This is a genomic window from Chryseobacterium sp. KBW03 (assembly GCF_003852415.1).
Lineage (GTDB): Bacteria > Bacteroidota > Bacteroidia > Flavobacteriales > Weeksellaceae > Chryseobacterium > Chryseobacterium viscerum.
This window is the reverse complement of record NZ_QAJO01000011.1, coordinates 32,478-55,158: the sequence shown is the minus strand read 5'-3', so window position 1 is coordinate 55,158 and position 22,681 is coordinate 32,478. Positions and strand designations below refer to the sequence as shown.

General features: G+C 37.1%; 25 protein-coding genes. 9 read left to right on the top strand and 16 right to left on the bottom strand.

Annotation, left to right across the window (positions count from 1 at the left end; all coding sequences use genetic code 11):
• Nucleotides 1-56 precede the first annotated feature (56 nt).
• The 9 genes from hutH (at nt 57) to DBR39_RS18980 (ending at nt 9,891) form a co-directional block, all read left to right on the top strand.
• Nucleotides 57-1,577: a histidine ammonia-lyase gene (gene hutH, locus DBR39_RS19020; protein ID WP_185147227.1), complete on the top strand. Its 1,521-nt coding sequence runs from the start codon at nt 57-59 to the stop codon at nt 1,575-1,577.
• A gap of 81 nt (nt 1,578-1,658) precedes the next feature.
• Complete coding sequence (fabG, locus tag DBR39_RS19015; RefSeq protein ID WP_124535719.1) at nt 1,659-2,390, top strand: 3-oxoacyl-ACP reductase FabG; 732 nt, start codon at nt 1,659-1,661, stop codon at nt 2,388-2,390.
• A 1-nt stretch (nt 2,391) separates the two neighbouring features.
• Entirely contained in the window at nt 2,392-3,612 is a 1,221-nt protein-coding gene (locus DBR39_RS19010; protein WP_124535718.1) for a beta-ketoacyl-[acyl-carrier-protein] synthase family protein, read from the top strand.
• A 4-nt stretch (nt 3,613-3,616) separates the two neighbouring features.
• Nucleotides 3,617-3,871: an acyl carrier protein gene (locus tag DBR39_RS19005; protein ID WP_124535717.1), complete on the top strand. Its 255-nt coding sequence runs from the start codon at nt 3,617-3,619 to the stop codon at nt 3,869-3,871.
• A gap of 120 nt (nt 3,872-3,991) precedes the next feature.
• Entirely contained in the window at nt 3,992-4,876 is an 885-nt protein-coding gene (locus DBR39_RS19000; protein ID WP_103232885.1) for a lipid A biosynthesis acyltransferase, read from the top strand.
• Between the two features lie 175 nt (nt 4,877-5,051).
• Entirely contained in the window at nt 5,052-6,578 is a 1,527-nt protein-coding gene (locus DBR39_RS18995; protein ID WP_124535716.1) for a phytoene desaturase family protein, read from the top strand.
• 2 nt (nt 6,579-6,580) lie between these two features.
• Nucleotides 6,581-8,269, top strand: a complete 1,689-nt coding sequence (locus tag DBR39_RS18990; RefSeq protein ID WP_124535715.1) for a C45 family autoproteolytic acyltransferase/hydolase — start codon at nt 6,581-6,583, stop codon at nt 8,267-8,269.
• Nucleotides 8,266-8,631, top strand: a complete 366-nt coding sequence (locus DBR39_RS18985; RefSeq protein WP_103232882.1) for a hypothetical protein — start codon at nt 8,266-8,268, stop codon at nt 8,629-8,631. Before DBR39_RS18990 ends, DBR39_RS18985 begins: the two co-directional genes overlap by 4 nt.
• Nucleotides 8,632-8,637: 6 nt before the next feature.
• Complete coding sequence (locus tag DBR39_RS18980) at nt 8,638-9,891, top strand: DUF3887 domain-containing protein (protein WP_228447874.1); 1,254 nt, start codon at nt 8,638-8,640, stop codon at nt 9,889-9,891.
• A 68-nt stretch (nt 9,892-9,959) separates the two neighbouring features.
• Here the strand turns inward: DBR39_RS18980 and DBR39_RS18975 are convergent, their stop codons facing one another.
• From DBR39_RS18975 to DBR39_RS18900, 16 genes are all read right to left on the bottom strand, one after another.
• Nucleotides 9,960-11,132: a DUF2062 domain-containing protein gene (locus DBR39_RS18975; protein ID WP_124535712.1), complete on the bottom strand. Its 1,173-nt coding sequence runs from the start codon at nt 11,130-11,132 to the stop codon at nt 9,960-9,962.
• A gap of 4 nt (nt 11,133-11,136) precedes the next feature.
• Nucleotides 11,137-11,613: a hypothetical protein gene (locus tag DBR39_RS18970; protein WP_124535710.1), complete on the bottom strand. Its 477-nt coding sequence runs from the start codon at nt 11,611-11,613 to the stop codon at nt 11,137-11,139.
• A complete protein-coding gene (locus DBR39_RS18965) occupies nt 11,610-11,990 on the bottom strand; it encodes a 3-hydroxyacyl-ACP dehydratase (protein WP_124535708.1) in 381 nt (126 codons plus the stop codon). Before DBR39_RS18965 ends, DBR39_RS18970 begins: the two co-directional genes overlap by 4 nt.
• A 4-nt stretch (nt 11,991-11,994) precedes the next feature.
• A complete protein-coding gene (locus DBR39_RS18960) occupies nt 11,995-12,594 on the bottom strand; it encodes an outer membrane beta-barrel protein (RefSeq protein WP_124535706.1) in 600 nt (199 codons plus the stop codon).
• 8 nt (nt 12,595-12,602) lie between these two features.
• The gene (locus DBR39_RS18955; RefSeq protein WP_124535704.1) at nt 12,603-13,238 is read right to left on the bottom strand and encodes a hypothetical protein; all 636 of its coding nucleotides are present in this window, start codon (nt 13,236-13,238) and stop codon (nt 12,603-12,605) included.
• Nucleotides 13,204-13,830, bottom strand: a complete 627-nt coding sequence (locus DBR39_RS18950; RefSeq protein ID WP_124535702.1) for a LolA family protein — start codon at nt 13,828-13,830, stop codon at nt 13,204-13,206. Before DBR39_RS18950 ends, DBR39_RS18955 begins: the two co-directional genes overlap by 35 nt.
• A complete protein-coding gene (locus DBR39_RS18945; RefSeq protein ID WP_124535700.1) occupies nt 13,823-14,578 on the bottom strand; it encodes a polysaccharide deacetylase family protein in 756 nt (251 codons plus the stop codon). Before DBR39_RS18945 ends, DBR39_RS18950 begins: the two co-directional genes overlap by 8 nt.
• 171 nt (nt 14,579-14,749) lie before the next feature.
• A complete protein-coding gene (locus DBR39_RS18940; protein ID WP_124535698.1) occupies nt 14,750-15,811 on the bottom strand; it encodes a beta-ketoacyl synthase N-terminal-like domain-containing protein in 1,062 nt (353 codons plus the stop codon).
• On the bottom strand, nt 15,808-17,007 hold the full coding sequence (locus DBR39_RS18935) for a beta-ketoacyl-[acyl-carrier-protein] synthase family protein (protein ID WP_124535696.1): 1,200 nt from the start codon (nt 17,005-17,007) through the stop codon (nt 15,808-15,810). Before DBR39_RS18935 ends, DBR39_RS18940 begins: the two co-directional genes overlap by 4 nt.
• 63 nt (nt 17,008-17,070) lie before the next feature.
• Nucleotides 17,071-17,328: a phosphopantetheine-binding protein gene (locus DBR39_RS18930; protein WP_103231426.1), complete on the bottom strand. Its 258-nt coding sequence runs from the start codon at nt 17,326-17,328 to the stop codon at nt 17,071-17,073.
• 84 nt (nt 17,329-17,412) lie between these two features.
• Nucleotides 17,413-17,952 carry a 3-oxoacyl-ACP synthase gene (locus DBR39_RS18925; RefSeq protein ID WP_124535694.1) on the bottom strand — a complete coding sequence of 180 codons (540 nt, stop codon included), beginning with the start codon at nt 17,950-17,952 and terminating at the stop codon, nt 17,413-17,415.
• Between the two features lie 10 nt (nt 17,953-17,962).
• On the bottom strand, nt 17,963-19,120 hold the full coding sequence (locus tag DBR39_RS18920) for a beta-ketoacyl synthase N-terminal-like domain-containing protein (RefSeq protein WP_124535692.1): 1,158 nt from the start codon (nt 19,118-19,120) through the stop codon (nt 17,963-17,965).
• Nucleotides 19,117-19,545 (bottom strand): acyl-CoA thioesterase, encoded by a 429-nt coding sequence (locus tag DBR39_RS18915; RefSeq protein ID WP_124535690.1) that lies wholly within the window; start codon nt 19,543-19,545, stop codon nt 19,117-19,119. Before DBR39_RS18915 ends, DBR39_RS18920 begins: the two co-directional genes overlap by 4 nt.
• Before the next feature lie 76 nt (nt 19,546-19,621).
• Nucleotides 19,622-20,890 carry an ABC transporter permease gene (locus DBR39_RS18910; RefSeq protein ID WP_124535688.1) on the bottom strand — a complete coding sequence of 423 codons (1,269 nt, stop codon included), beginning with the start codon at nt 20,888-20,890 and terminating at the stop codon, nt 19,622-19,624.
• On the bottom strand, nt 20,877-21,635 hold the full coding sequence (locus DBR39_RS18905) for an ABC transporter ATP-binding protein (RefSeq protein ID WP_124535686.1): 759 nt from the start codon (nt 21,633-21,635) through the stop codon (nt 20,877-20,879). The genes DBR39_RS18910 and DBR39_RS18905 overlap by 14 nt, the downstream gene beginning before the upstream one ends.
• Before the next feature lies 1 nt (nt 21,636).
• Complete coding sequence (locus DBR39_RS18900) at nt 21,637-22,632, bottom strand: BtrH N-terminal domain-containing protein (RefSeq protein WP_103231431.1); 996 nt, start codon at nt 22,630-22,632, stop codon at nt 21,637-21,639.
• Nucleotides 22,633-22,681 lie beyond the last annotated feature (49 nt).

Genomic DNA, 22,681 nt, shown 5'->3' with positions numbered 1-22,681 from the left:
AAATTAGTGACAAATAATTAATATTTTACAAAATTATCAACTATTACTTTTAATTGATGAAAATAAATAACTTTTTAGAACTGAAAGACTTTCAAAAAATTATCATTGAAAATGAAAAAATAGAACTGGATGAATCACTTTTATCAAGAGTGGATAAGAGTTTTCAGTTTTTAAAGGAATTTTCAAAAAATAAAGTAATATATGGTGTAAACACCGGTTTTGGGCCCATGGCTCAGTTTAAAATCAGTGACGAAGATACCCACCAGCTGCAATATAACCTCATAAGAAGCCATTCTTCAGGAATCGGAAATCCTTTACCCGCAGACGAAGTAAAAGCATGTATGCTGGCAAGACTGAATACCTTATCATTAGGAAATTCAGGAGTACATCAGTCTGTTGTTTATCTTCTTCAGGAACTTATCAACAGAGATATTACCCCATTAATTTTCGAACATGGAGGAGTAGGAGCAAGCGGTGACCTTGTTCAGCTGGCTCACTTGGCTTTGGTATTGATTGGAGAAGGAGAAGTATTTTATAAAGGAGAAAGAAAATCTACAAAAGAAGTTTTTGAAATTGAAAGCTTAGAACCGATACAAGTAGAGATCCGTGAAGGTCTTGCTTTGATGAACGGAACTTCCGTGATGTCAGGAATCGGTATTGTGAATGCCTATAAAGCCAATCAGCTTACAGATATATCTCTTAGACTTTCTTGTGCCATCAATGAAATTGTACAGGCTTATGATGATCATTTATCAGAAGCTCTGAATGGAACGAAAAAACATTACGGTCAGCAGAAAGTGGCAGAAAGAATGCGTGCCCATCTGGCAGACAGTAAACTGATCAGAAAAAGAGAAGATCACCTTTATACCCATTTTGAAGAACAGGAAAAAGTATTCAAAGAAAAAGTTCAGGAATATTATTCTTTAAGATGTGTACCTCAGATTTTAGGTCCGGTATTGGATACTTTGGAATATACAGAGAAAGTTCTTGAAAATGAGATCAATTCAGCGAATGATAATCCGATTATCAATGTTGAAGATCAACACGTTTATCACGGAGGAAATTTCCACGGAGACTATATCTCTCTGGAAATGGACAAACTTAAAATTGTGGTAACCAAATTGACAATGCTTGCAGAAAGACAGTTGAATTATCTTCTGAATGCTAAAATCAATGAAATTTTGCCTCCTTTTGTAAATTTAGGTAAATTAGGTTTCAATTTCGGGATGCAGGGCGTGCAGTTTACGGCAACTTCTACTACGGCAGAAAGCCAGATGCTGTCGAATTCTATGTATGTTCACAGTATTCCAAACAATAATGATAACCAGGATATCGTTAGCATGGGAACCAATGCTGCAGTGATCTGCAGAAAAGTCATTGAAAATGCTTTTGAAGTATTGGCCATTGAAGCTATTACAATTATTCAGGCTGTTGAATATCTTGGGTTCCAGGATAAAGTTTCATCCTCTACAAAAGAATTGTATGATGACATCAGAAAAATAATTCCTGCTTTCTCAGATGATATGGTCATGTATCCGTATCTGGAGGAAGTAAAGAAATATCTGAAAGGAATGTAACTATTCACGGTTATGAATTGTCTTTAAAGAAAGACATGATACTCAACTTAAAAAAACTAAAAACGATATAAACACTAACGCATGAAATGTGCAATTGTAACAGGTGGCTCCAGAGGAATCGGGAGGGCAATCTGTATAAAACTGGCTGAAGAGAAAAACTATCACATCCTCATCAACTACGCTTCAAATGAAACGGCAGCAAAAGAAACATTAGCTAAAGTGGAAGAATTGGGCGCTACAGGAGAAATTCTTAAATTTGATGTAGGAAATACCGAAGAAACACAATCTGTTTTAACGGATTGGCAGGAGAGAAACCCTCATGCATTGGTAGAAGTTATTGTCAATAATGCCGGAATCACAAGAGATGGTCTTTTTATGTGGATGCAGAAAGAAGACTGGAATAGTGTGATCAATACAAGTCTGGATGGATTTTTCAATGTAACCAATTTCTTTATCCAAAAGCTGCTTCGTAACAAATACGGACGAATCATTAATATGGTTTCTGTATCCGGAGTAAAAGGAACAGCTGGCCAGACGAATTATTCTGCTGCAAAAGGAGCTTTGGTAGGGGCTACAAAAGCTCTTGCTCAGGAAGTTGCTAAAAGAAACGTTACTGTGAATGCAGTAGCTCCTGGTTTTATCAGAACCGATATGACCCAGGAATTCAATGAAGAAGAATTGAAAGCAATGATTCCTGCCAACAGATTCGGGGAAGCAGAAGAAGTGGCTGATCTTGTAGCATTTTTAGCATCTAAAAAATCTTCCTACATTACAGGAGAAGTGATTAATATTAACGGAGGAATTTATTCATAATATGGAAAATAGGGTTGTAATTACCGGAATGGGAATTTATTCCTGCATCGGGACGTCTTTAGAAGAGGTCAGGGAATCCCTATATCAAGGAAAATCCGGTATTGTCTTGGATCAGGACAGAAAAGAATTTGGCTTCAGATCAGGTCTTACAGGCGTTGTTCCGAAACCAGATCTGAAAAATCTCTTAAACAGACGCCAGCGTATCAGTATGGGAGAAGAAAGCGAATATGCTTATCTGGCTACCATAGATGCACTGAAGCAGGCAAATCTGGATGAAGAGTTCTTAGATTCTCATGAAGTGGGAATCTTATATGGAAATGACAGTGTTTCTCAGGCAGTCGTAGAATCTATCGATATTGCAAGAGAAAAGAAAGATACAACATTGATGGGGTCGGGAGCGATCTTCAAATCAATGAACTCTACGGTAACGATGAACCTTTCTACGATCTTTAAGCTGAAGGGGATCAACCTTACCATCAGTGCAGCATGCGCAAGCGGCTCACACTCATTGGGACTGGCTTATGTGATGATCAAGAATGGTTTTCAGGATATGATTATCTGTGGAGGAGCTCAGGAAACCAATAAATATTCTATGGCGAGCTTTGACGGATTGGGCGTTTTCTCAGCCAGAGAAGATGAACCTACAAAAGCATCCAGACCTTTCGACGCAGAAAGAGACGGATTGATTCCTAGCGGAGGAGCCGCTACTTTGATCGTGGAAAGCCTAGAATCTGCCCAAAGAAGAGGTGCTCCTATTATTGCTGAAATTATCGGGTATGGTTTTTCTTCAAACGGAGGACATATTTCAACCCCAAATGTGGACGGACCGGCTCTCGCGATGGGAAGAGCTTTAAAACAGTCAGGATTAAATGCCTCGGATATCGATTATATCAATGCGCACGCAACTTCTACTCCAATCGGGGATGCCAATGAGGCAAAAGCAATTTATGAGATTTTCGGCAGTGAAGTTCCTGTAAGTTCTACCAAATCTATGACCGGACACGAGTGCTGGATGGCAGGCGCAAGTGAAGTTATCTACTCAATTCTGATGATGCAGAATGATTTCGTTGCTCCAAATATCAACCTGGAAAACCCTGATAATGAAGCACAAAAGATAAATTTGGTCGCAAAAACAAAAAATCAAAAAATTGATGTATTTTTGTCGAATTCTTTTGGGTTTGGGGGAACCAATTCTGCACTAATAGTTAAAAAATTTGATTAAAAACATGGAAAGGGAAAAAATTGTTGCCATTGTTAATGATTTTCTGGTAAATGAATTCGAGGTAGACGGAGACGAAATCAGTAACGATGCCAACCTTAAAAATACACTGGGCTTAGACAGCCTGGATTATATCGACATGGTAGTCGTGATTGAATCCAATTTCGGAGTGAAATTAGGAGAAGCAGATTTCAAGAAAATGATAACATTTGACGATTTCTATACAACGATTGAACATAAGATTGCTGCAAAAAACGCTTAGTTATTGAGTCAATCTTTATTCTATAAAATGTGCCAATGTAATAATATCATCGTGTTCCGGTAACGGACACTTTAAAAAAGGTATTATTACATTGGTTCTCTGTTATATTAAATTCTATCTATGAACAAGTGGAAAGGTAAATCTAAAGGGACAGTACTCGGATACAGAATATTCGTCTGGTGTATTAGAAATATCGGAATCAGAAGTTCATATGGCGTGCTTTACTTTGTGGCTGCCTATTACTCGCTGTTTCAGAAGAAAAGCAACCAATATATTCTTTATTACTTTCAGAAAAGACTGAACTACGGATACTGGAAATCCAAAGTATCTATATTTAAAAGCTATTTTACCTTCGGAAAAGTTCTGATCGATAAAACGGCTATTTCTGCCGGGCTCAGAGGGAAATACACCTATGAATTTGACGGGATTGAAAACCTCAGAAATCTTTTAGCCGCTAAAAAAGGAGGAGTCCTGATTAGCGCTCATATCGGTAATTTTGAAATTGCAGAGCATTTTTTTGCCGATATCGACTTCGACTGCCAGATCAATCTGGTGACTACAGATCAGGAAGTGACAGTGATTAAGGAATATCTGGAAAGCGTTGCTGTAAAGGAGAGTAATATCAAATTCATTTATGTAAAAGAAGACATGTCCCATATCTTCGAGATCAACAAAGCTTTGTCAGACAATGAATTGATCTGCTTTACCGGAGACCGCTATTTTGAAGGATCCAAATATCTGGAAGCAGAACTCTTAGGAAAAAGTGCAAAATTTCCGGCGGGTCCGTTTTTGATCGCCTCAAGACTAGGAGTTCCCGTTGTCTATGTATATGTGATGAAGGAGAATAATCTTCATTATCATCTGTATGCAAGAGTGGCCCAGAATATCAAAAACCGTGATTCACAGGGACTTTTACAATCTTATGTCCAGAATCTTGAAACGATGGTCAAAAAATATCCGCTTCAATGGTTTAATTATTTCGATTTTTGGGACGATGTTGATTAATTTTTCTATTTTTATCCCTTAAAACTAACAAAAAAACTAACAACCATTAAGATTTACCGAGATTTAAGAGTGTCAAATAGCAGTATCGAAATAGAATTTCTTTGCTTACTGTACCAAAGTAAGCTTTAATTATCTTAAATTCCCTGTTTCTTAATTATTAAAAGCACATTCTCTTTTGAAGAAAGAATACGACATACTTGTAATCGGAAGCGGATTGGGAGGTCTTGTTTCAGCTCTTATTTTGGCGAAAGAAGGCCTGAAAGTATGCGTTCTGGAGAAGAATAACCAATACGGAGGAAATCTGCAGACTTTTTCACGGGAAAAACTGATTTTTGATACGGGAGTGCATTATCTGGGTGGTCTCACAAAAGGACAGAACCTGAACCAATTCTTTTCCTATCTTGAAATTATGGATGACCTTGAGCTTCAGCTGATGGATGAAGATGGATATGACAGGATCAGTTTTGGAGAGGATGAAATAGAATATCCGCATGCACAGGGCTATCAGAATTTTGTTGAACAGCTTTCTAAATATTTTCCGGAAGAAAAAGGAAACCTTGAAAACTACTGTGAAGAGATTCAATATGTCTGCAGCCAGTTTCCAAGATATCATGTGGTGGGAAAAGACAATTACAACGAGGAAATCCTGCATCTCAATACCAAAAGATTTATAGAATCTGTTACCCAAAATAAAAAGCTTCAGGCTGTTTTACTGGGGTCCAACTTTTTATATGCCGGAGATTCTGAAAATGTGCCTTTTTATGTACATGCTTTAACGGTAAATTCTTATATTCAAAGTGCTTACAAATGCGTGAACGGAGGAAGCCAGATCTCTAAACTTCTTATCCGGAAGCTTCGGGAATATGGAGCAGAGGTCCACAAACATTCAGAAGTTTCTGAATTTATTTTTAATGAAAATAATGTGTTGTCATCTGTAAAAACGAAAGAAGGAAAGGAGTATGCTGCAAAACAGTTTATTTCAAATATAGAGATTCGTTCCACCATTAAGCTGGTAGGAGAGGAAAGACTTAAGAAATCTTTTCTGAACAGAGTTTTAAGCTGGAAGCCGGTTTCATCATGCTTTAGTATTTATCTGGTTTTAAAACCTCAAAGCCTGCCAAACTTTAATTACAACAAATATCACTATTCATCAGAAGAGCAGGTTTGGAATGCATTCCGTTACCGGAAAGAAGCATGGCCGGAAACTTTTATGCTTTCATCCACCCCTTCAAAGCATCATCCCGAATTTGCAGAAAGCCTTACAGCCATTTCCTATATGGATTTTGATGAGGTTAAAGAATGGGAGAATACATTCAACACGGTAGCATATGAAGATGAAAGAGGGGAAGCTTATGAAAAATTTAAGCTTGAAAAAATCGAGAAAATGCTGGATGCCCTGGAAAAAAAGATTCCTAATGTAAGGCATGCCATCAAAACCATTTATACTTCTTCTCCCTTGTCTTACAGGGATTATATCGGAAATTATGAAGGAAATATGTACGGATACATGAAAAGCTCGGAGAACCCTCTTAAAACAATGGTTTCTCCCCGCACGAAAATAGATAATCTTTTTCTGACAGGGCAATCGGTCAATATGCATGGGATTTTGGGAGTTACCATCGGAGCTTTTAATACCTGTGCTGAGATTTTGGGAAAGGAAACGATCGACATGCGGTTGACACAAATGATTAATAAAAACTAAAAGTGAAAAAGACTAATACTATTTATCCATCTTATAAAAGAGCTCTTCTTTATTTCACTTTTTGCATTTTTCTGGCTTCCTGCGGGATCTCAAAGTCTCTCCGTCATATTCCTGAGATAAAACAGTATTCGCTGGAAATTCCGGAAGTAACCCGGATCAATGACAGTACTTTCCGTTATAATCAAAACTACCTCACAAAAAATAAACAGCAGCTCTGGGAGCTTTATATCAAAGGAAATCCCCTGCAGCTGGGATATAATAATGGAGCACTGACACAAAGCTTAATGCAGAAACAGGAAGGAATCTTCTTTTCAAAAGTTGAAGGATTTGTACCCTCAAAATTCAAACAGAGACTGCTAAGAGGTTTTCTAAAATGGTACAACAGAAAAATGTACCTCAATGTAAGAGAAGACTACCAGGCAGAATTATATGGGTTGTCACAATATTCATCTGATCAGTACGATTTTATTGCGCCGAAATATTTAAGAAGCCTTTATCTGCACGGGGCTCATGATATTGGACATGCCATGCAGGATCTGGCGATGGTAGGCTGTACTTCCCTTGCAGTATGGAACGAAAATACAGAAGATGGAGACCTGCTGATCGGAAGAAATTTTGATTTTTATGTGGGTGATGATTTTGCAAAAAACAAGCTGGTAGAATTTGTTCAGCCGGAAGAGGGAATTCCCTACATGTCAGTAAGCTGGCCGGGAATGATCGGGGTGGTTTCCGGAATGAATAAAGAAGGAATTACCGTAACGATCAACGCAGGAAAATCAAAAATTCCTTTGACCGCAAAAACGCCTATTTCCCTTGTTACCAGAGAAATTCTGCAGTATGCTAAAAATATTGATGAAGCGATTGCGATTGCCAAAAAAAGAAAAGTTTTCGTTTCAGAATCTATCCTGGTGGGAAGTGCTGCAGATAAAAATGCTGTAATCATTGAAGTATCACCTGAAAATTTCGGTGTGTATCAAGTGCAGAATACCAGCAGGGTTCTTTGTACGAATCATTTCCAGTCAGATGCCTATAAAAATGATAAAAGAAATCAGAAACATATCGAAGAAAGTCATTCAGAATACCGGTATGAAAGACTTCAGGAACTTTTGCAGGAAGAGAAAAAGATGACTTCGGAAAAAATAGCTTCTGTATTAAGAGACAGATCCGGTTTGAAAGGTGAAAAGATCGGTTATGGCAATGAAAAAGCACTCAATCAGCTTCTGGCGCACCATGCCATTATATTTTCACCACAGAAAAAATTGGTTTGGGTTTCTTCAAATCCTTATCAGCTGGGAGAATTTGTATGTTATGATCTGAACGAAATCTTCTCAGACAAAGGACTGCAGCCTGATGACCTTTCAAAATCAGCATTGAATATTGCCCGTGATCCCTTTGCAGATTCCGAAGAGTTCGAAAAATATGAGCAGTCTAAAATGTTGGGTAAAGAAATCAATGAGGCTGCAGACAATAAAGACATATTGTTGACAGATGATCTTATCCCTTATTACCAATCCATGAACCCGGATTTTTGGCTGGTGTATTATCAATCAGGGAAATATTATTTCAACAAAAAAGAATATTCAAAGGCAAAAACTGAGTTTGAAAAAGCTTTAACGAAAGAAATTACAACCGTTCCGGACAGAAAAAATGTAGAAAAATATCTGAAGAAAACTTTAAACAAACTGAAATGATCCCTAAATATATAAAACTGCTGTTCTGCATTCCTTTTGTCATTATTATCTGCTATTCGGTGTATCTGTGTACGGTATACAGTTCCATCCCTGACGTCATACCCATTCACGGCTATGGAAATATGAAAGATAATTATGGAAGTAAAATATTCGTTGTGTTCCCGGTACTCATGAATCTGGCCGTTCTTATATTTATCTGGTTGATTATAAGAAGACCGGATAAGATAAAATTTACTTTTGAAATAAAAGAAAACGAAAGAGAAAAAATATATCATATAACACAGCTGGCCCTGGTAATTATCGCGATATTTGTGACCATCATGATGACGCCATTAGCATTTTCTGATATTGTTTATAAATAATTGATTATGAAAAAACTTTTAACCCTTTTCCTTACCACATGGTTTCTATTATCATTTTCTCAGGACAGAAAAGAAATAGGAAAAACGTTTATCAACACTTTATTAGTCGATAAAAATATAGAGAAAGCACATTCTTATTTTGATGCTTCTATAGCGGGGCAGATCCCGGTAGATCAGCTTAAAGCCATCACAGAACAACTTCAGGGGCAGATTGGAAGTTTGAAAAATATTCTTGAAGTAAACAACGAAGGAAATATTTACTATTACTATACGGAATTTGAAAAGACCAAGCTGGATGTTCAGCTTACCTTTGGGGATAACAATAAAATGCTGGGCTTCTTTTTAGTTCCGCACAAAACATTTGAAAAGCCGGACGAAAAAAACACATTAAAAATAAAAAGTGATGCCATTGAATTGGATGGAACGCTGCTGGTTCCTCCTTCGAATGACAAAAAGAAACTGGTTATTTTTGTTCATGGCTCCGGAGCTCATGACAGAGACGAAACGATTGGCGAAAACAAACCGTTTAAAGATATTGCAGAATATCTTCTCAACAACGGAATTGCTTCTTACCGATATGATAAAAGAACCTATTCTTACCCTGAAACATTCACCGAGAAATCTACTGTAGAAGAGGAGACCATCAATGATGCAGTAAACGCAGCTTTGTATTTTAAAAACAATGCAAACTATAAAGGATATCAGATCATTATCCTGGGACACAGCCAGGGAGCTTATATGATGCCTGAAATTGCAGAAAGAGCTCAGGTTTCAAAATATGTTTTTATGGCTGGGAATGCAAGACCACTACAGGATCTGCTCATTGAGCAGTATGAATATCTGCATTCTTTAGATGCAGCTAAAGTTCCTGCTGAAGCTGTTCAGGAGGTGAAAAAACAGGTTGCATTTTTAAAGTCATCTCAATTTAACTTAAATTCACCGGCATCAGAACTTCCGTTGGGGCAATCTGCACCGTATTGGAAGTATTTAAAGGATTATAACCAGCTTAATGAGGTTAAAAAAATAAAAGCTCCGATGTTTTTTGCACAGGGAGGAAGAGATTATCAGGTAACGGAAAAAGATTTCAATCTTTGGAAAGGAACATTGAAAAATGATAAAACAGCTGAATTTAAATTCTACCCAACATTAAGTCACTTATTCATGGCTGGTTCCGGAAAACCATCGCCAAAAGATTATGAAACAAAAGGAAAGGTTGATGAACAGTTTTTGAAAGACCTTACCCAATTTATTCTGAAATAATTTGTTCGGTGTAAAACAGGAAAAATAATAACTCATTGTAATAAGCCTGGAATTTTATTCCGGGCTTTTTAATTGTTTTCCGGACTTACTTTATTCAAGAATAAAAAGACAGCTACTCCAGACAAAGCAGAAAGTGTAGTGCTTAAAATAAAACTGCCAATGATATATTGCAGCAGGTTGTTTTTGATCAGTTCAAAATTTAAATCCTGGCTTAAAATATCGCTGTCACCACCTACAAACGGAGCTCCGAGAAACAGAGAGGCGGCAATGATAAAAGGAATAAAAGGAGGGAGGCTCACATTGGAAGCTACGAACGCAAGTACTTTATTGAGTTTAAAAAGGACCGATAAACTGATGACTAAAAGCGTCTGGAATCCCCAGAAAGGAGAAAACCCGATAAAGACTCCCAGTGCTATGGAAAATGCTTTTGTACGGTTGCTTCCGTCACTTTCTAAGACATCTTCTTGGATGAATTTTTTAAAGCTTTTTTTTTTGAAATTATTCACGAAGTTTCTCGGAATAATATAAAGCAAAGTAATCGTTACCAGAATCGTATTCAGAATGCTGATTCTTGTAAAATCTTTGAAAGGTCTGAAATGCGAAACACGTTCTGCCGGATCATACAAAACCTTGATTGGGATGTTTTTTACCGGTACATGCCTCCATGCAGTTCTTACAATGATTTCGATCTCAAACTCAAACTTAGGAGTAAAATATTTTTTTGGAATTTTATGTAAAGGATAAAGCCTGTAACCGGACTGTGTATCCTCCAGCTTGATACCGGTTTCAAACCAGAACCAAAAATTGGAAAACCTGTTTCCGAAACTGCTTTTCTTAGGAATGCCGTCCTGAGACATGTTTCTGTTTCCGATCAGAAGAACTTCCTCTTTTTCCTGAAGGAGAGCTTCTACAAATACGGGAATGTCATCCGGATAATGCTGTCCGTCTGAATCTATCGTAATGGCATAATCATACCCAGATTCCTTTGCTTTTCTAAAGCCTGTTTTAAGCCCGTTTCCTTTCCCTTTGTTCTCCGGTAAGGATATGACAGTGATCTGCGGGTATTGAGCAAGAATCTGAGGCGTAGAATCAGTGGAACCATCATTGACCACAATAATACTTTCGGTGTAGTTGAGAACACCGTCAATAACCCTCTTCAGGGTTTTTTCATTATTGTAGGTAGGTATTAAAACGCATATCTTCTTTTCAGAAATTGCATTTTGTACTTCAGCAAGGGACATTCTTTTATTTTAAAGTGGCTCTTTCCGCCTCTGTAATGGTTTTAGACTGCATAGCAAACCTTTTGATATAACCTTTTAATGCTGTATTCTGTTTGCTGTAATTACTTAATAGGAATGCTTTGTCATCTTTCAGACTTCCGCGGTATCCTACAATTTTAGGGATATTTTCCTGAACACTTAATCTGATCAGACGAAGTTCAGCATTGCTTGGGTTGCTTTTGATAATACCTTCAAGACTTGTAGCTCCTGTTTTTACCAGTGATTTTCTGTTGCTTTTGGCAATTTTTGCCTCCATAATCTTCGCGGCGGCCTTATACCCAAGAGTTACAGCATCAGAACCGGATTGTTTTTCAGCCGTTTCAATGAAGGTCGCTGTATTGGTATTGGATTCGTTGGCTTTAGCGTAGCTGTTTCTCAGTGTTTCAAGATCAGACTGAAAGAAAAAAATAAATGCTGTTACGAATGATAAGATAAGTTTCATGACGGTATTTTTTTATAGCTTACAGACAATTTCAATGCAATAGTCTCGCCAAAAGAAGTTATATTTTTTACTTTAACATCCTCCTCGTTTTCGTTAATATCCAGCTGAAGATGTAAATCCGGAGTCTCAAAAGGATTGATGATCGCCATGAATTTTACATTCGATGCTGTTTTTAAAAATAATTTCGAACTTGTAAATTCCTCAGTAAGTTCTTTGATGATCTGCATCATGCATACACCAGGAGTTACCGGATTTCCAGGGAAATGGCCCTTGAAAATATCATGATCTTTATTGAGGTTGATGTGAGCCGTAAACTTTCCGTCCTCTGTCTTCTCGTATGATGTTAACGTATAAAAATCTGTAAGAATGGTTTGCATGATCTTATTTTTTAAGATTAAATGTGTAATAAACTCCAGCCTGGAATGTTACATTGGTATGGTCGTTATTAACGTGTACAAAACCTTTTTTAACTCGAGCTTCAACACCAATATTTTTTGTGATGTCATATCCTGCTCCAAACAATAGCCCCAGATCTGCATCTGTAGGAGAGTCAATGTCTTTATGATCCGTTAGAAGTTCTAAAGTAGGGCCAAAATGAATATTAAATTTATCAAAGTAGAATTTGTTCACAACAGCACCTCCTACGTAAGAAAGTGTAGCTGTTTTGGAAGATACAGCGGGGTTTTGGCTATCCAATTTTGCTCCCTGACGTGTATAATAAATTTCCGGCTGAAGAGCATAAAATTTAGCAAATCGGATATTGGCCTGGAAACCTATGTAAAAATCAACTTTTGATTTGATATCATAGGCATTGCTTCCGTAATGATATCCCTGATTGTCATTGTAGTACCAGGAATCATGTGCAGGTCCGTCAGATAAATGTGAGATATTGGCACCTAATCTTATTCCGGGATTGAAAGTTACCTGAGAAAAAGATAATCCGGAGATCAGTGCAAAAAGTATGAAATATATTTTTTTCATGTTGGAAATTATTCCGTTTCGGTTATTTGAAATAGTTTTATATTGATCTTAAAATCCTTGTGCTGCAGATGTAAGCTATCCGCGAAGATATGCTTTTTTGCATCAAAAGTAAAATCGATTTTTTCCTTATTATTTTTCGTGTAAATGATCTGTTTCAGTAAATTGTTTTCCTTATTGAAGAATAAATAATAGCTTTTATTCTCAACTTTCGAAAGATAAATTTTAGCATTGTCATTCTCAAAACTTTCGCTCACCGGATACTGCTTTTTCAGAAGCTGCCGGAAATCATTCTTCAGAAAATTGATGACAATTTTCTTATCCAGATCAGGAAGAACATAATTCAGTTTGAAGTCATTTTCAGAAACCTCAAAATCAATCAGTTTATTCCCAAAATCTGAGGTTAAAGCGACACGATGTGTTGTTTCATTCAGTTTTTTGATGATCAGAATACCGCTCACATGGTTTTTATAAATATCCATCTGGCATTTGTATACATAATCTTCGCCGGTAGAGAAATATAAATTTTCTACCATTTTTTCAGAGGCAGAAACCGGCTTGACACCAGTAAGCTGATAGCTTTTACAGGAAACAGCCAGAATCAGGATAAGGCTATAAAGTAAACTCTGACGCAGGAATTGAAGCATTGATCTTGGTATTTTTAAAAACAATATTGGTAGTATCTCCGGATGCCTCTGTCATATTAACCTGGGAAACCGTCGACTGATTCTTTGGGAAATACAGTTCGATCTGTTTGATATATTTCAATAGCTGAGAGGTTTTAGGAATAAACTTCGCGACATTGTAATTTCCGTTCTTAAAATACGTTACCGTAAATTCAGGATCATTGAACATCGTTCCATTTGAGCTTCCTACAATCAGCTTATTGATTTTTTCAAATGTTTTGCTCTTGGCATCTACAGAAGACTTTTTCCCCTGATCATTGATGAAGATTTTATTGCTTTTAAAAACAATACTGTACTGATAAGGCTTGGTATACTTCCAGCTCAGCATATTGGGAGTCTGCAATGACATTTTTCCATAGGTAACGATGCTTTTATCCAGAAAGTCCATCTTTTTGGTCTGGGTAAAATCACTCTGTAACGTTTTGATCTCTTTCGTATCGGAAGAAACCTTCGATACAAATGCTTTGGACTCAGCTCCAGACATGGGTGTATTTTGGGCAAAAAAGAATCCTGAGATCAGTAAGAATGCTCCGAGAGCTATATTTTTAATCATTTTTCTTTGAATTTATAACTGTATCAACAGTAAAGGTTGAATATTTTTTATCCTTCAAAAATACTAATAAATCTACCAGAACACGATAGGTCTTTTCTGACGTATCATGAAGGAGAATAATACTCCCTTTTTTCAAACCTTTGGTAACTCTGCTGTAGATTTTCTTTTCATCATCTATGATGGTGTCTAAAGACCGGACATTCCATCCGATGCTTTCTTTATGGGTCCTTTTGATTGCTTTGGCAATATTGGGATTTGTTACTCCAAAAGGAGGTCTGTAAAGATTGGTTTTTATATTTCCTGTACTTTCCATGACTTCATCACACTTTTCAATCTCTTCAATCATTTTTGAAGTGGATAAAAAACCAGTAGAATTGGAATGTGATAAGGTATGATTTCCGATAGTATGACCTTCTGCAATGATTCTCTGAAAGGTTTCAGGATATTTTTCAATCTGTTTCCCGATACAGAAAAAGGTTGCTTTTACCTGATGTTGTTTAAGTAAGTCTAAAAATTTCGGAGTAAACTCAGTAGGCCCGTCATCAAAAGTAAGAGCTACTTCTTTGATTCTGGTGCGTTTATGGGTAATGCTGTTGACGAAATATCCCAGTTCAATATCAAATGAACCCCAGACTACGACCGCAGAAAAAGCAAAAAAACAAAACAGATATACCCAAAAACTTCCATGAAACGCATAAATAAAAACGTTGCAGAAAAGATAGAACAGGATAAAGGGATAATGTTTCATTGCTGATTACTTTTATATTGTTAAACTTTCTGGATATATACCCATTTTGTCATTCTGAATATAGCGAAGTGAAATGAAGAATCTATCATGTAAAAGTAGAGATTCTTCCTTCGTCAGAATGACAACAATACTGCTTTAATTGTATGGTAAAAGCTATTGAATTTTTGCCAATTAAGCCTTTTCCAATAATACCAGACTGTGATCACTCCCCGCCAGATGATTGTAAAGAAGTACATACTTTACACTTTCCTTTTTCTCTTCATTGATCATCATCACTTCCGGAATTTGCTGTTCCTTAAGAATATGACAGGCTATAAAGGTAGAAAAACCACTGGCTGTATTGAATTCTCCACTCAAATGTTTATAATACAACTGTGACGAAGCTGGAAACAGATCCGCAGCTTTCGTATAATAAACATCAGAATCTGCATCTCCGCTGAATCCTAGAATAACAGCATCAATATCATGATTGGAAAGATTGTTTTGAGCTAAGAAATTTTGGATAAAATCCTGAACTTCATTCAATTCAACTTTGTTACTGATCTGAATGTTTTTAAGCTTTGCATAAGAATTTTCAGTCTTATCTTTTCCTACAACAAAAAAGCTGGCTCCTTCACCCCAGATCACTCCATCAGTAGATGAATTCAAATAATCGGCAGGAAGATCTTCTTCTTTTTTTATGATATTATTTAAGCAATAAAGCTCCATTGTTCTGTCAGTCTGTTCATCTGTAGAGCCTACAAGAACATTTTCTGCATCTCCATCGTTGATCTGAAGCTGAGCATCCAATAATGAAAACTCCAGGGAAGAAGAGGTATTCACATACGTGAAGTTATAAGAGTGGCATTGCAATCCAAGAGCAATCTGTCCCGCTACCGTGTTGTGGGTAGACTGGATAAAGAAGGTTGGAGTAAGGAACTCTTCATGATTATCAATCACATTTTTCAGGAATTTTTCAGAATCCTGAGAGCAACCCATTCCGGTCCCCACAATAATGGCATCCGGTTGTTCAATACCTGCTTCTTTTAAAGCATTTTTTGATGCTACAGAACTCATTTTTACAGTTTTGGACATTCTTCTGATCATGGCAGGCGGAATGAACTCTTTGTAATTAGGTTCTATTGCTTTGATGATGTTTGAAGAATTTTTCGGTATAAGATTCTGAAGGATATTTTCGTTTAACGTGTCCTGAACGGAGATACAGGATGCACTGTTGATGTATACTGCACTCATGATTTTGAGAAAATTAAGGTGGAACAGTTTCCTCCAAACCCAAATGAGTTCGAAAGCACATGATTGATGTTTTTCTCTTTCAATTCGGTAACAGGAGTAAGATCAAACTCTTCCATTTTTGTTTTGAAATTCAGGTTCGGGAAAATGATGCTGTTCTGCATGGCTAAAATTGAAAATACAGCTTCAATTCCGGCCGCAGCGGCTAATGTATGCCCTGTAAATGCTTTTGTAGAGCTGAATTCAGGGACCTGATTTTCTCCAAAGATTCTGATCATGGCAATTCCCTCAGATAAATCATTATTGGGGGTAGCCGTTCCGTGAACGTTGATATAATCTATGTTTTCTTTAGTTAATCCAGAGATTTTCAATGCCTGTTGCATGGCTAAAAATGCTCCTTGTCCGTTTTCAGAAGAAGCGGTCTGATGGTGGGCATCATTAGCATTTCCGTATCCGGAAAGATAAGCCAGAACCTTTTTATTTTCTTTTTTGACTACTTCTTCGGACTCAAGAACTAAGAAAGCCGCAGCTTCCCCAAGGTTCAGTCCTTTTCTGTCGTTGTCAAAAGGAGTATTGTAAGAATCCGTAAGAATCATCAGAGTATTGAATCCATTCAAAGTAAACTTTGAAAGAGAATCTGTTCCCCCAACAATAACACGGTCCAAAACTCCGTTTCTGATCAGTTTGGCCCCCATCATAATAGCATTGGCTGCCGATGAGCAGGCTGTGCTGATGGTGGAAACCATGCCTTTTAATCCCAAATAATCAGCAATTGCCAATGAGGAACTTCCGGCATCGTGAGCGTCAATATACTTTTGCTTTTCAGGGAAGTCTTCGTAAGAGTAGAAGTATTTTTCAGTGATATCCATCCCGCCTACACTGGTAGAAGAGATCAGTCCGGTTCTGTAACCATTGATATCTGAAATTCCGGCACTTTCTAAAGCTTCTTTCGCAGCAATCATTCCCAATAGAGAAGTTCTTGTTACGTTGTTGTCTTCATCAAGCTGAAGTTTCTGTACAAGTTCTTCGTTGGATAATTTTATTTCACCCGTTTTAATGATTCCGGCGTGACGGGTTTCAAACATTTCGATGTCTGAAATTCCATGTTTTCCGGATTGTAATGAAATAAAATTTTCCTCCACATTGTTTCCGATGGAGGAAATGATGCCCATTCCCGTTATGGCAATTTTTTGACTCATTGTATTAAATAATGTAACAATATACCAATCTGACAATATTGGTATATTGCTAGATTGAATGAATTATTTTGTTCTGTTTTCTTCGATGAATTTAGCCATCGTATCGATAGATTGAAAAATTTCCTTTCCTTTTTTAGGATCAGCTAATTTTATTCCGTAGTCTTTATCAAGAAGAACGATCAGCTCCAAAGCATCAATAGAGTCTAGTCCCAATCCTCCTCCGAATAAGGGGTCAGTATCTTTGATTTCCTCTATAGATACGTCTTCAAGATTAAGGACTTCAATAATTTTGTGTTTCAATTCTGTTTTTAAGTTTTCCATAATTAAGTTAATTTTCCAGAGTATCAGGGCATCAGCTTATCCACTAAGCCTGAAGCATTGCTACGCTGTTATATTATTACATTTTTATAAGGTTAGCAAATATACAAAAGCTTTATAATTTTCCTGATACAATTCTACCCAGCCGCATAATACTTTGTCAGCCTTTCCGGACTGCAGAATTTGTTCAGAATAATCATTTAAAAAATTTTCATCAAATTCATCCAAAACGAAAAAAGCATTTTCTGTCTGCATTTTGTGTTTAATGCTGATTTCTCCTACACAGATGTTGGGTAGAGTGTAGACAAAAACTGCAGGACTTGGATAGAAGTTATCCTGATCATTGATGCTTTCCTGATATTTGAAATCGGTATCCAGACTGGATGCTCTATTGGCAAAAACGATGGCTGTTCTGCTGTGGTCTTCATCTTTCAAAATGGTTTCAGCGGAAAGAAAAGCCAGCTTACTCAGGTTATCCATTTTATGAAACTTTGGATAGCTGAGATCTAAGCTTTTATACGCTTCTTTAGCAAATTCCTGAAAGGTTTCGCTCTGACTTTCAAAAACGATATTTCCGTCAACGGTTATTTTTGAACGTTCTATGGTACAGCTGTTTATTTTCTTCATCACGTTCATTTTAACATTTTTCTAAAACAACTGCTGCATTGCAGCCACCAAAACCTGAAGCTGTTTTCAGAATATATTGTACTGCTGCAGATTGGTTTTCTTTGATAATATTCAACGGTTGGGATACTCCATTTTCTTCAAAATTTCTGGAGGGAAGCAGCGTACTGTAAATAGCACTTTCCATAGAAATAATGCTTTCAAGAAGTCCGGATGCACCCAGACAATGTCCGTAATATCCTTTCATGCTGTTCAAAGGAACATTCTGAAGCTCCATTCTGTTGAAGGCAATAGCTTCCATTTCATCATTGTATAAAGTTGCGGTTCCGTGGGCAGAAATAAAATCAATTTGTTCCGCAGAAACTTGCGCTTCGGTCATCGCATTTTTAATACTGGCAAATAAACCGTCTCCGGTTCTTGAAGGTCCGGAAATATGGTTGGCGTCATTAATGGCAGAGTCTCCCAGAACTTTAAATCTGAATTTTTCATTTTCGGAGATTCTTCCTTCGTCAGAATGACAGCTGGTCATATAGATAGCAGCAGCGGCCTCACCGATATTGATTCCGTCTCTGTTTTTATCATAAGGCTTGCACGGTCCTGATCCTATAGCCTGGAATGAATTGAATCCTGAAATAACAAATTCAGAAAGTTCATCACCAGCAATTACAAAGGCATCTTTATATTTTCCTGCCTGAATCATATTCTTGGCAACTGCAATCGCCATTACCCCGGAAACACAGGCATTAGAAACCACAATTGGTTTTGTTTTGAATCCAAAAAAGTCTGCTATTTTCTGTGCTAATTTTGATAAATAAACTCCTTCCGGTAGCTCAGACTGGTTTTTTAACAGGCTGATGTTTCCTTTTGTCGTTGAAAGAATAAAAGCGGTGTTTTCTGATAGGGTGTGTTTTTCAATAAGAGGCTGTAAGCTTAAGAGAAGCATCTTCTCCAGTCTTGTGAAATTAATAGTATTCTGAGTAAAGAATCTGTTGAATTCTTCATCCAGCTTTTCAGAATCAATCATGGAAGCATAAAAAGCCTCCTGATTGTCTATAATTTTATGTAAAGAAACTCCTGATTTTCCTTCTAAAAGAGCTTTCCAGTTAGAATCTGCATCGAAACCCAGGGGAGTTACACAATTGTAGTCTGTGATATAAATTTCCTTCTTCATGATAATGCCATTTTATCTTTCCAGTTTTGAAAAAATTCCGGATTGTACAGGCATAAACCTCCGTTGCTGTCCAGAAATACCTGGATGGTTTCACCACTGCATACCAACTTGTCTTCCTGATTGAAAATCTCATATCTGTAGATAAGCTTGGCAGAAACAGAATTGATAAAAGTGGTTACAATCCTGAAGGTTTCTCCATATTTTAAAGGAAGAAAATGTTCACAGGTGCTTTTTACAATCGGTGTTACATATCCTTCATTCTGAATATCAAGATAAGTGAGACCGTGTTGGCGCCCAAAAGCTTCTCTTCCGTCTTCAAAATAAACGATATAATGTCCGTGCCAGACAATTCCCAGTGGATCTGTCTCATTGAATCTTACTCTGACTTCTTCGGTACAGGTTAATATATTTTCTTTAGACTGCATTTTGTTTTCTTCCGGAATTTTTATTGTTTTTTTTGGACGTCAGGAAACTCCTGGTAATATTTGACATAAAAATAAATTAAATATTTTGGTGTTTTCTTTCGTAAAAAATGGAAATAGATACGGTGGCAATGTAAAATAACAATAAGAATACCAATTCTTTAGCAATCCCACCAATGCCGCTGTTTCTTAAAATAATATCGTAATAAGCATTCAATCCCCAGTTCATGGGAGAGAATTTGGCTACGGTCTGCATGAATTCCGGCATTAGAAATACAGGAACCCAGATTCCTCCGATAGCTGCCAGCACCACTACAGAAGTTGCTCCGAATGGGGCAGACTGTTCCTGAGTATCGGCAATAGTTCCCAGTAAAACTCCAAATCCTATGGCGGCTAACCCTGCAAACAGTGTTACAATGATAAGCTGGAACATTTTTCCGGACACATCAAACGCCGGAAGATCCATATAGGGGAAAAGATAAATTCCTACTGCAACCATCAGTAAAAACTGAATGATACAGATGATCAGATAGGTAAATGTTTTTCCTAAAATATGTACAAAATAGGGGGTAGGGCTTATTCTCGCTCTTACACTTGTTCCCTGGCTTTTTTCTTTAACCAAATTGATGGATAATGGAACTACAATAAAGAAGATCGCAAAAAGTGTCCATGCAGGAACGTTGTGCTGAACGGAATTAGGCATGACATCCATTGCTCCTTTCTTGGGTGTGATTTCTTTAAAGCTGATCAGGTTTTTATTTTCATCAAGATTCTCCGTTGTTCCCAGCTGATCCTGGAATGCTTTGTAGATTTTTTTATTCTCAATTTCAAAAACCATTTTATTGACAGAATTCATCACTGAGTTTTTGAATCCTGCATTGGTAGCAGGGTCAAAGTATAAATGAATCTCTTTTGTCTTCGGAGCAATGGCTTTTACTTTTGCTGAGTCTCCTTCCAGACCAAAAGAACTTACAATGGTCTGAACTTTAGAATCAATATTGGAATTTAAGTCTTTTGTTAAATTTTCAGGAATGACAATTGCCATCTGATAATCTCCCGAGAAGACAGCTTCCTGAGCAGATTTTTCATTGAAATTGGTCAGCAGCTGGAAGGTTTTACTGTTTTCCAGTTCGGCTTTTATATTCTTTGAAACATCAGATTTATCTTGATCAATAAAAATAATCGGGATTTTTGATCCTTCCAGACTTTTAAAAGTAGAATCCTGAATAAGGGTAATGGTTACAATCAGAAGTAATGGCATCACGAAGATGATGACGATTCCTCCGATATCTCTTTTCAACAGAAGAATTTCTTTGATAAAGCTTCTCCACAGTTTATACAACAACATCTCTTAGTTCTTTTCCGGTTAATGAAATGAAAACATCTTCAAGGTTTTCCGCATTGGCGATCTGTGCAACAAGTTCTTCAGGAGTTCCCACCGCATGAATTTTTCCATGGTCAATGATGGCAATTTTTGTACAGAATTCTTCAGCTTCCGACAGGTGATGGGAAGTATAAATAATGCAAGTTCCCTGTTTATTTAAATCCAGGAGATAATCAATAATGGCTTTTTTAGACTGAACATCTACTCCTACAGTAGGTTCGTCCAAAAATAAAATTTTAGGATTGTGAAGGGTTCCGGCGATGAGGTTGCATCTGCGTTTCATTCCTCCGGAAAACTGTCCTACCTGCTTATTCGCAAATTTTGAAAGTCCCATAATTTCAAGAGATTCATCAATTGCTTTTTTAAGCTGGTTATGTTTCAAACCATACAGGCTCCCGAAAAACATCAGATTTTCTTTGGCCGTAAGTGTAGGATATAATGCATATTCCTGCGGAACAATCCCTATGATCTGTCTGATTTTGAAACCATCTTTCTGTGGAGACAAACCATTGATGGTAAATTGTCCTGAAGTAGGTTTTATCAGTCCTGAAAGCATGGAAATTAAAGTTGTTTTTCCAGCGCCGTTAGGTCCAAGAATTCCGTAGATGTCATTTTTATTGATATTCAAAGAGATATCATTTACAGAAAAATCATCAGAATTTTTGTACTTCTTATATAAGTTTTTGATCTCAATCATATTTTCTGCCATATCAGATTGCTTTTCTCAGTTTTTTATAGAAAGCTTCTTCCAGATCTGCAATATGTAACATCGTTTTTGAAAGTTCATTATAAATATTGCTTTTTGAGTTTCTGTTTTTGTACACTCTGGCAATATCCACTGCAAAATCTCTCCAAAGGTCACCAATAGAAGTGATTTCTTTTGATAATTCTTTCAGCTCATCATTTTTAAGAATGACAGAAGCTTCCTGAAGAAATGCTCCGTAGATAAATCTGAAACCTCCGCCTCCGGTCCCGATTTCTTCCTGCATTCTGATCAATTGTCCCAAATAATGGTTGGTGACTTTTGTTCCCTTCTTTTCGGCCCATTTCGGAATGCTTTTCGCCACCCATCTCATGGCTTTTACTCCGATAAGCGGTACCGGTGCCAGCATATTTTTGCAGGTGTCTTTGATTCCTTTTTTTATGGCTTCTTCAAGATTGATGTTTTCAGGAACATAAACAGGATAATACATGTGCCCTTTTGGTGGCAGTGCTCCTTTGGCATATCTTACTTTTTCCAGTTCTGCCTCAGAAAGGGATGTTGTATAATCCATTACCGGATCACTGATCAGGAATTTCCCGTCTTCCTTTCCGTATACCACAAGATTGTGGGCATTGAAGTGGAATTTGTACTCCTCCGGGAAGTAGGTAAGATTGAAAACGCCTACCTGAAGTCCTGTAGGTATATTTTGATCCAGATTTCTTTCAAGAGCTTTTTGGGCATCTTTAGGATTTGAGAATTTTTCTCTTTTGATTTTAATTCCTAATCTTTTGGCTGCTTTACTGAAAATAGCACCCGGCATCGGACGATAGCTGAAGCCCGGAGCAAAATTTACCTTTAAAAAAGGAAGATAGACAAAAAACAATCCTGAACCGATCCCAAAGATCATCGGCTCGCTTAGTTTCAGGCCTTTATTAAGCAGTAGATTAGAAGCAACACCGTTTTCGCAATGCGCAGTCTGATGGTGTTCAAAGTTTAATTTCATTTGCAGATTGTATCTTTTCATTGGTCAAATGGAATCCGGCATTTTATAT

What these genes read in the sequence shown, in the direction of transcription:
- DBR39_RS18925 (WP_124535694.1), bottom strand. Translation starts at nt 17,952, where the DNA reads ATGAAGAAAATAAACAGCTGTACCATAGAACGTTCAAAAATAACCGTT.
- DBR39_RS18945 (WP_124535700.1), bottom strand. Translation starts at nt 14,578, where the DNA reads ATGAAACATTATCCCTTTATCCTGTTCTATCTTTTCTGCAACGTTTTT.
- DBR39_RS19010 (WP_124535718.1), top strand. Translation starts at nt 2,392, where the DNA reads ATGGAAAATAGGGTTGTAATTACCGGAATGGGAATTTATTCCTGCATC.
- DBR39_RS18975 (WP_124535712.1), bottom strand. Translation starts at nt 11,132, where the DNA reads ATGTCCCTTGCTGAAGTACAAAATGCAATTTCTGAAAAGAAGATATGC.
- DBR39_RS18900 (WP_103231431.1), bottom strand. Translation starts at nt 22,632, where the DNA reads ATGAAATTAAACTTTGAACACCATCAGACTGCGCATTGCGAAAACGGT.
- DBR39_RS18980 (WP_228447874.1), top strand. Translation starts at nt 8,638, where the DNA reads ATGAAAAAACTTTTAACCCTTTTCCTTACCACATGGTTTCTATTATCA.
- DBR39_RS18970 (WP_124535710.1), bottom strand. Translation starts at nt 11,613, where the DNA reads ATGAAACTTATCTTATCATTCGTAACAGCATTTATTTTTTTCTTTCAG.
- DBR39_RS19005 (WP_124535717.1), top strand. Translation starts at nt 3,617, where the DNA reads ATGGAAAGGGAAAAAATTGTTGCCATTGTTAATGATTTTCTGGTAAAT.
- fabG (WP_124535719.1), top strand. Translation starts at nt 1,659, where the DNA reads ATGAAATGTGCAATTGTAACAGGTGGCTCCAGAGGAATCGGGAGGGCA.
- DBR39_RS18940 (WP_124535698.1), bottom strand. Translation starts at nt 15,811, where the DNA reads ATGAGTGCAGTATACATCAACAGTGCATCCTGTATCTCCGTTCAGGAC.
- DBR39_RS18985 (WP_103232882.1), top strand. Translation starts at nt 8,266, where the DNA reads ATGATCCCTAAATATATAAAACTGCTGTTCTGCATTCCTTTTGTCATT.
- DBR39_RS18935 (WP_124535696.1), bottom strand. Translation starts at nt 17,007, where the DNA reads ATGAGTCAAAAAATTGCCATAACGGGAATGGGCATCATTTCCTCCATC.
- DBR39_RS18965 (WP_124535708.1), bottom strand. Translation starts at nt 11,990, where the DNA reads ATGCAAACCATTCTTACAGATTTTTATACGTTAACATCATACGAGAAG.
- DBR39_RS19000 (WP_103232885.1), top strand. Translation starts at nt 3,992, where the DNA reads ATGAACAAGTGGAAAGGTAAATCTAAAGGGACAGTACTCGGATACAGA.
- DBR39_RS18960 (WP_124535706.1), bottom strand. Translation starts at nt 12,594, where the DNA reads ATGAAAAAAATATATTTCATACTTTTTGCACTGATCTCCGGATTATCT.
- DBR39_RS18905 (WP_124535686.1), bottom strand. Translation starts at nt 21,635, where the DNA reads ATGGCAGAAAATATGATTGAGATCAAAAACTTATATAAGAAGTACAAA.
- DBR39_RS18910 (WP_124535688.1), bottom strand. Translation starts at nt 20,890, where the DNA reads ATGTTGTTGTATAAACTGTGGAGAAGCTTTATCAAAGAAATTCTTCTG.
- DBR39_RS18950 (WP_124535702.1), bottom strand. Translation starts at nt 13,830, where the DNA reads ATGATTAAAAATATAGCTCTCGGAGCATTCTTACTGATCTCAGGATTC.
- hutH (WP_185147227.1), top strand. Translation starts at nt 57, where the DNA reads ATGAAAATAAATAACTTTTTAGAACTGAAAGACTTTCAAAAAATTATC.
- DBR39_RS18955 (WP_124535704.1), bottom strand. Translation starts at nt 13,238, where the DNA reads ATGCTTCAATTCCTGCGTCAGAGTTTACTTTATAGCCTTATCCTGATT.
- DBR39_RS18930 (WP_103231426.1), bottom strand. Translation starts at nt 17,328, where the DNA reads ATGGAAAACTTAAAAACAGAATTGAAACACAAAATTATTGAAGTCCTT.
- DBR39_RS18915 (WP_124535690.1), bottom strand. Translation starts at nt 19,545, where the DNA reads ATGCAGTCTAAAGAAAATATATTAACCTGTACCGAAGAAGTCAGAGTA.
- DBR39_RS18920 (WP_124535692.1), bottom strand. Translation starts at nt 19,120, where the DNA reads ATGAAGAAGGAAATTTATATCACAGACTACAATTGTGTAACTCCCCTG.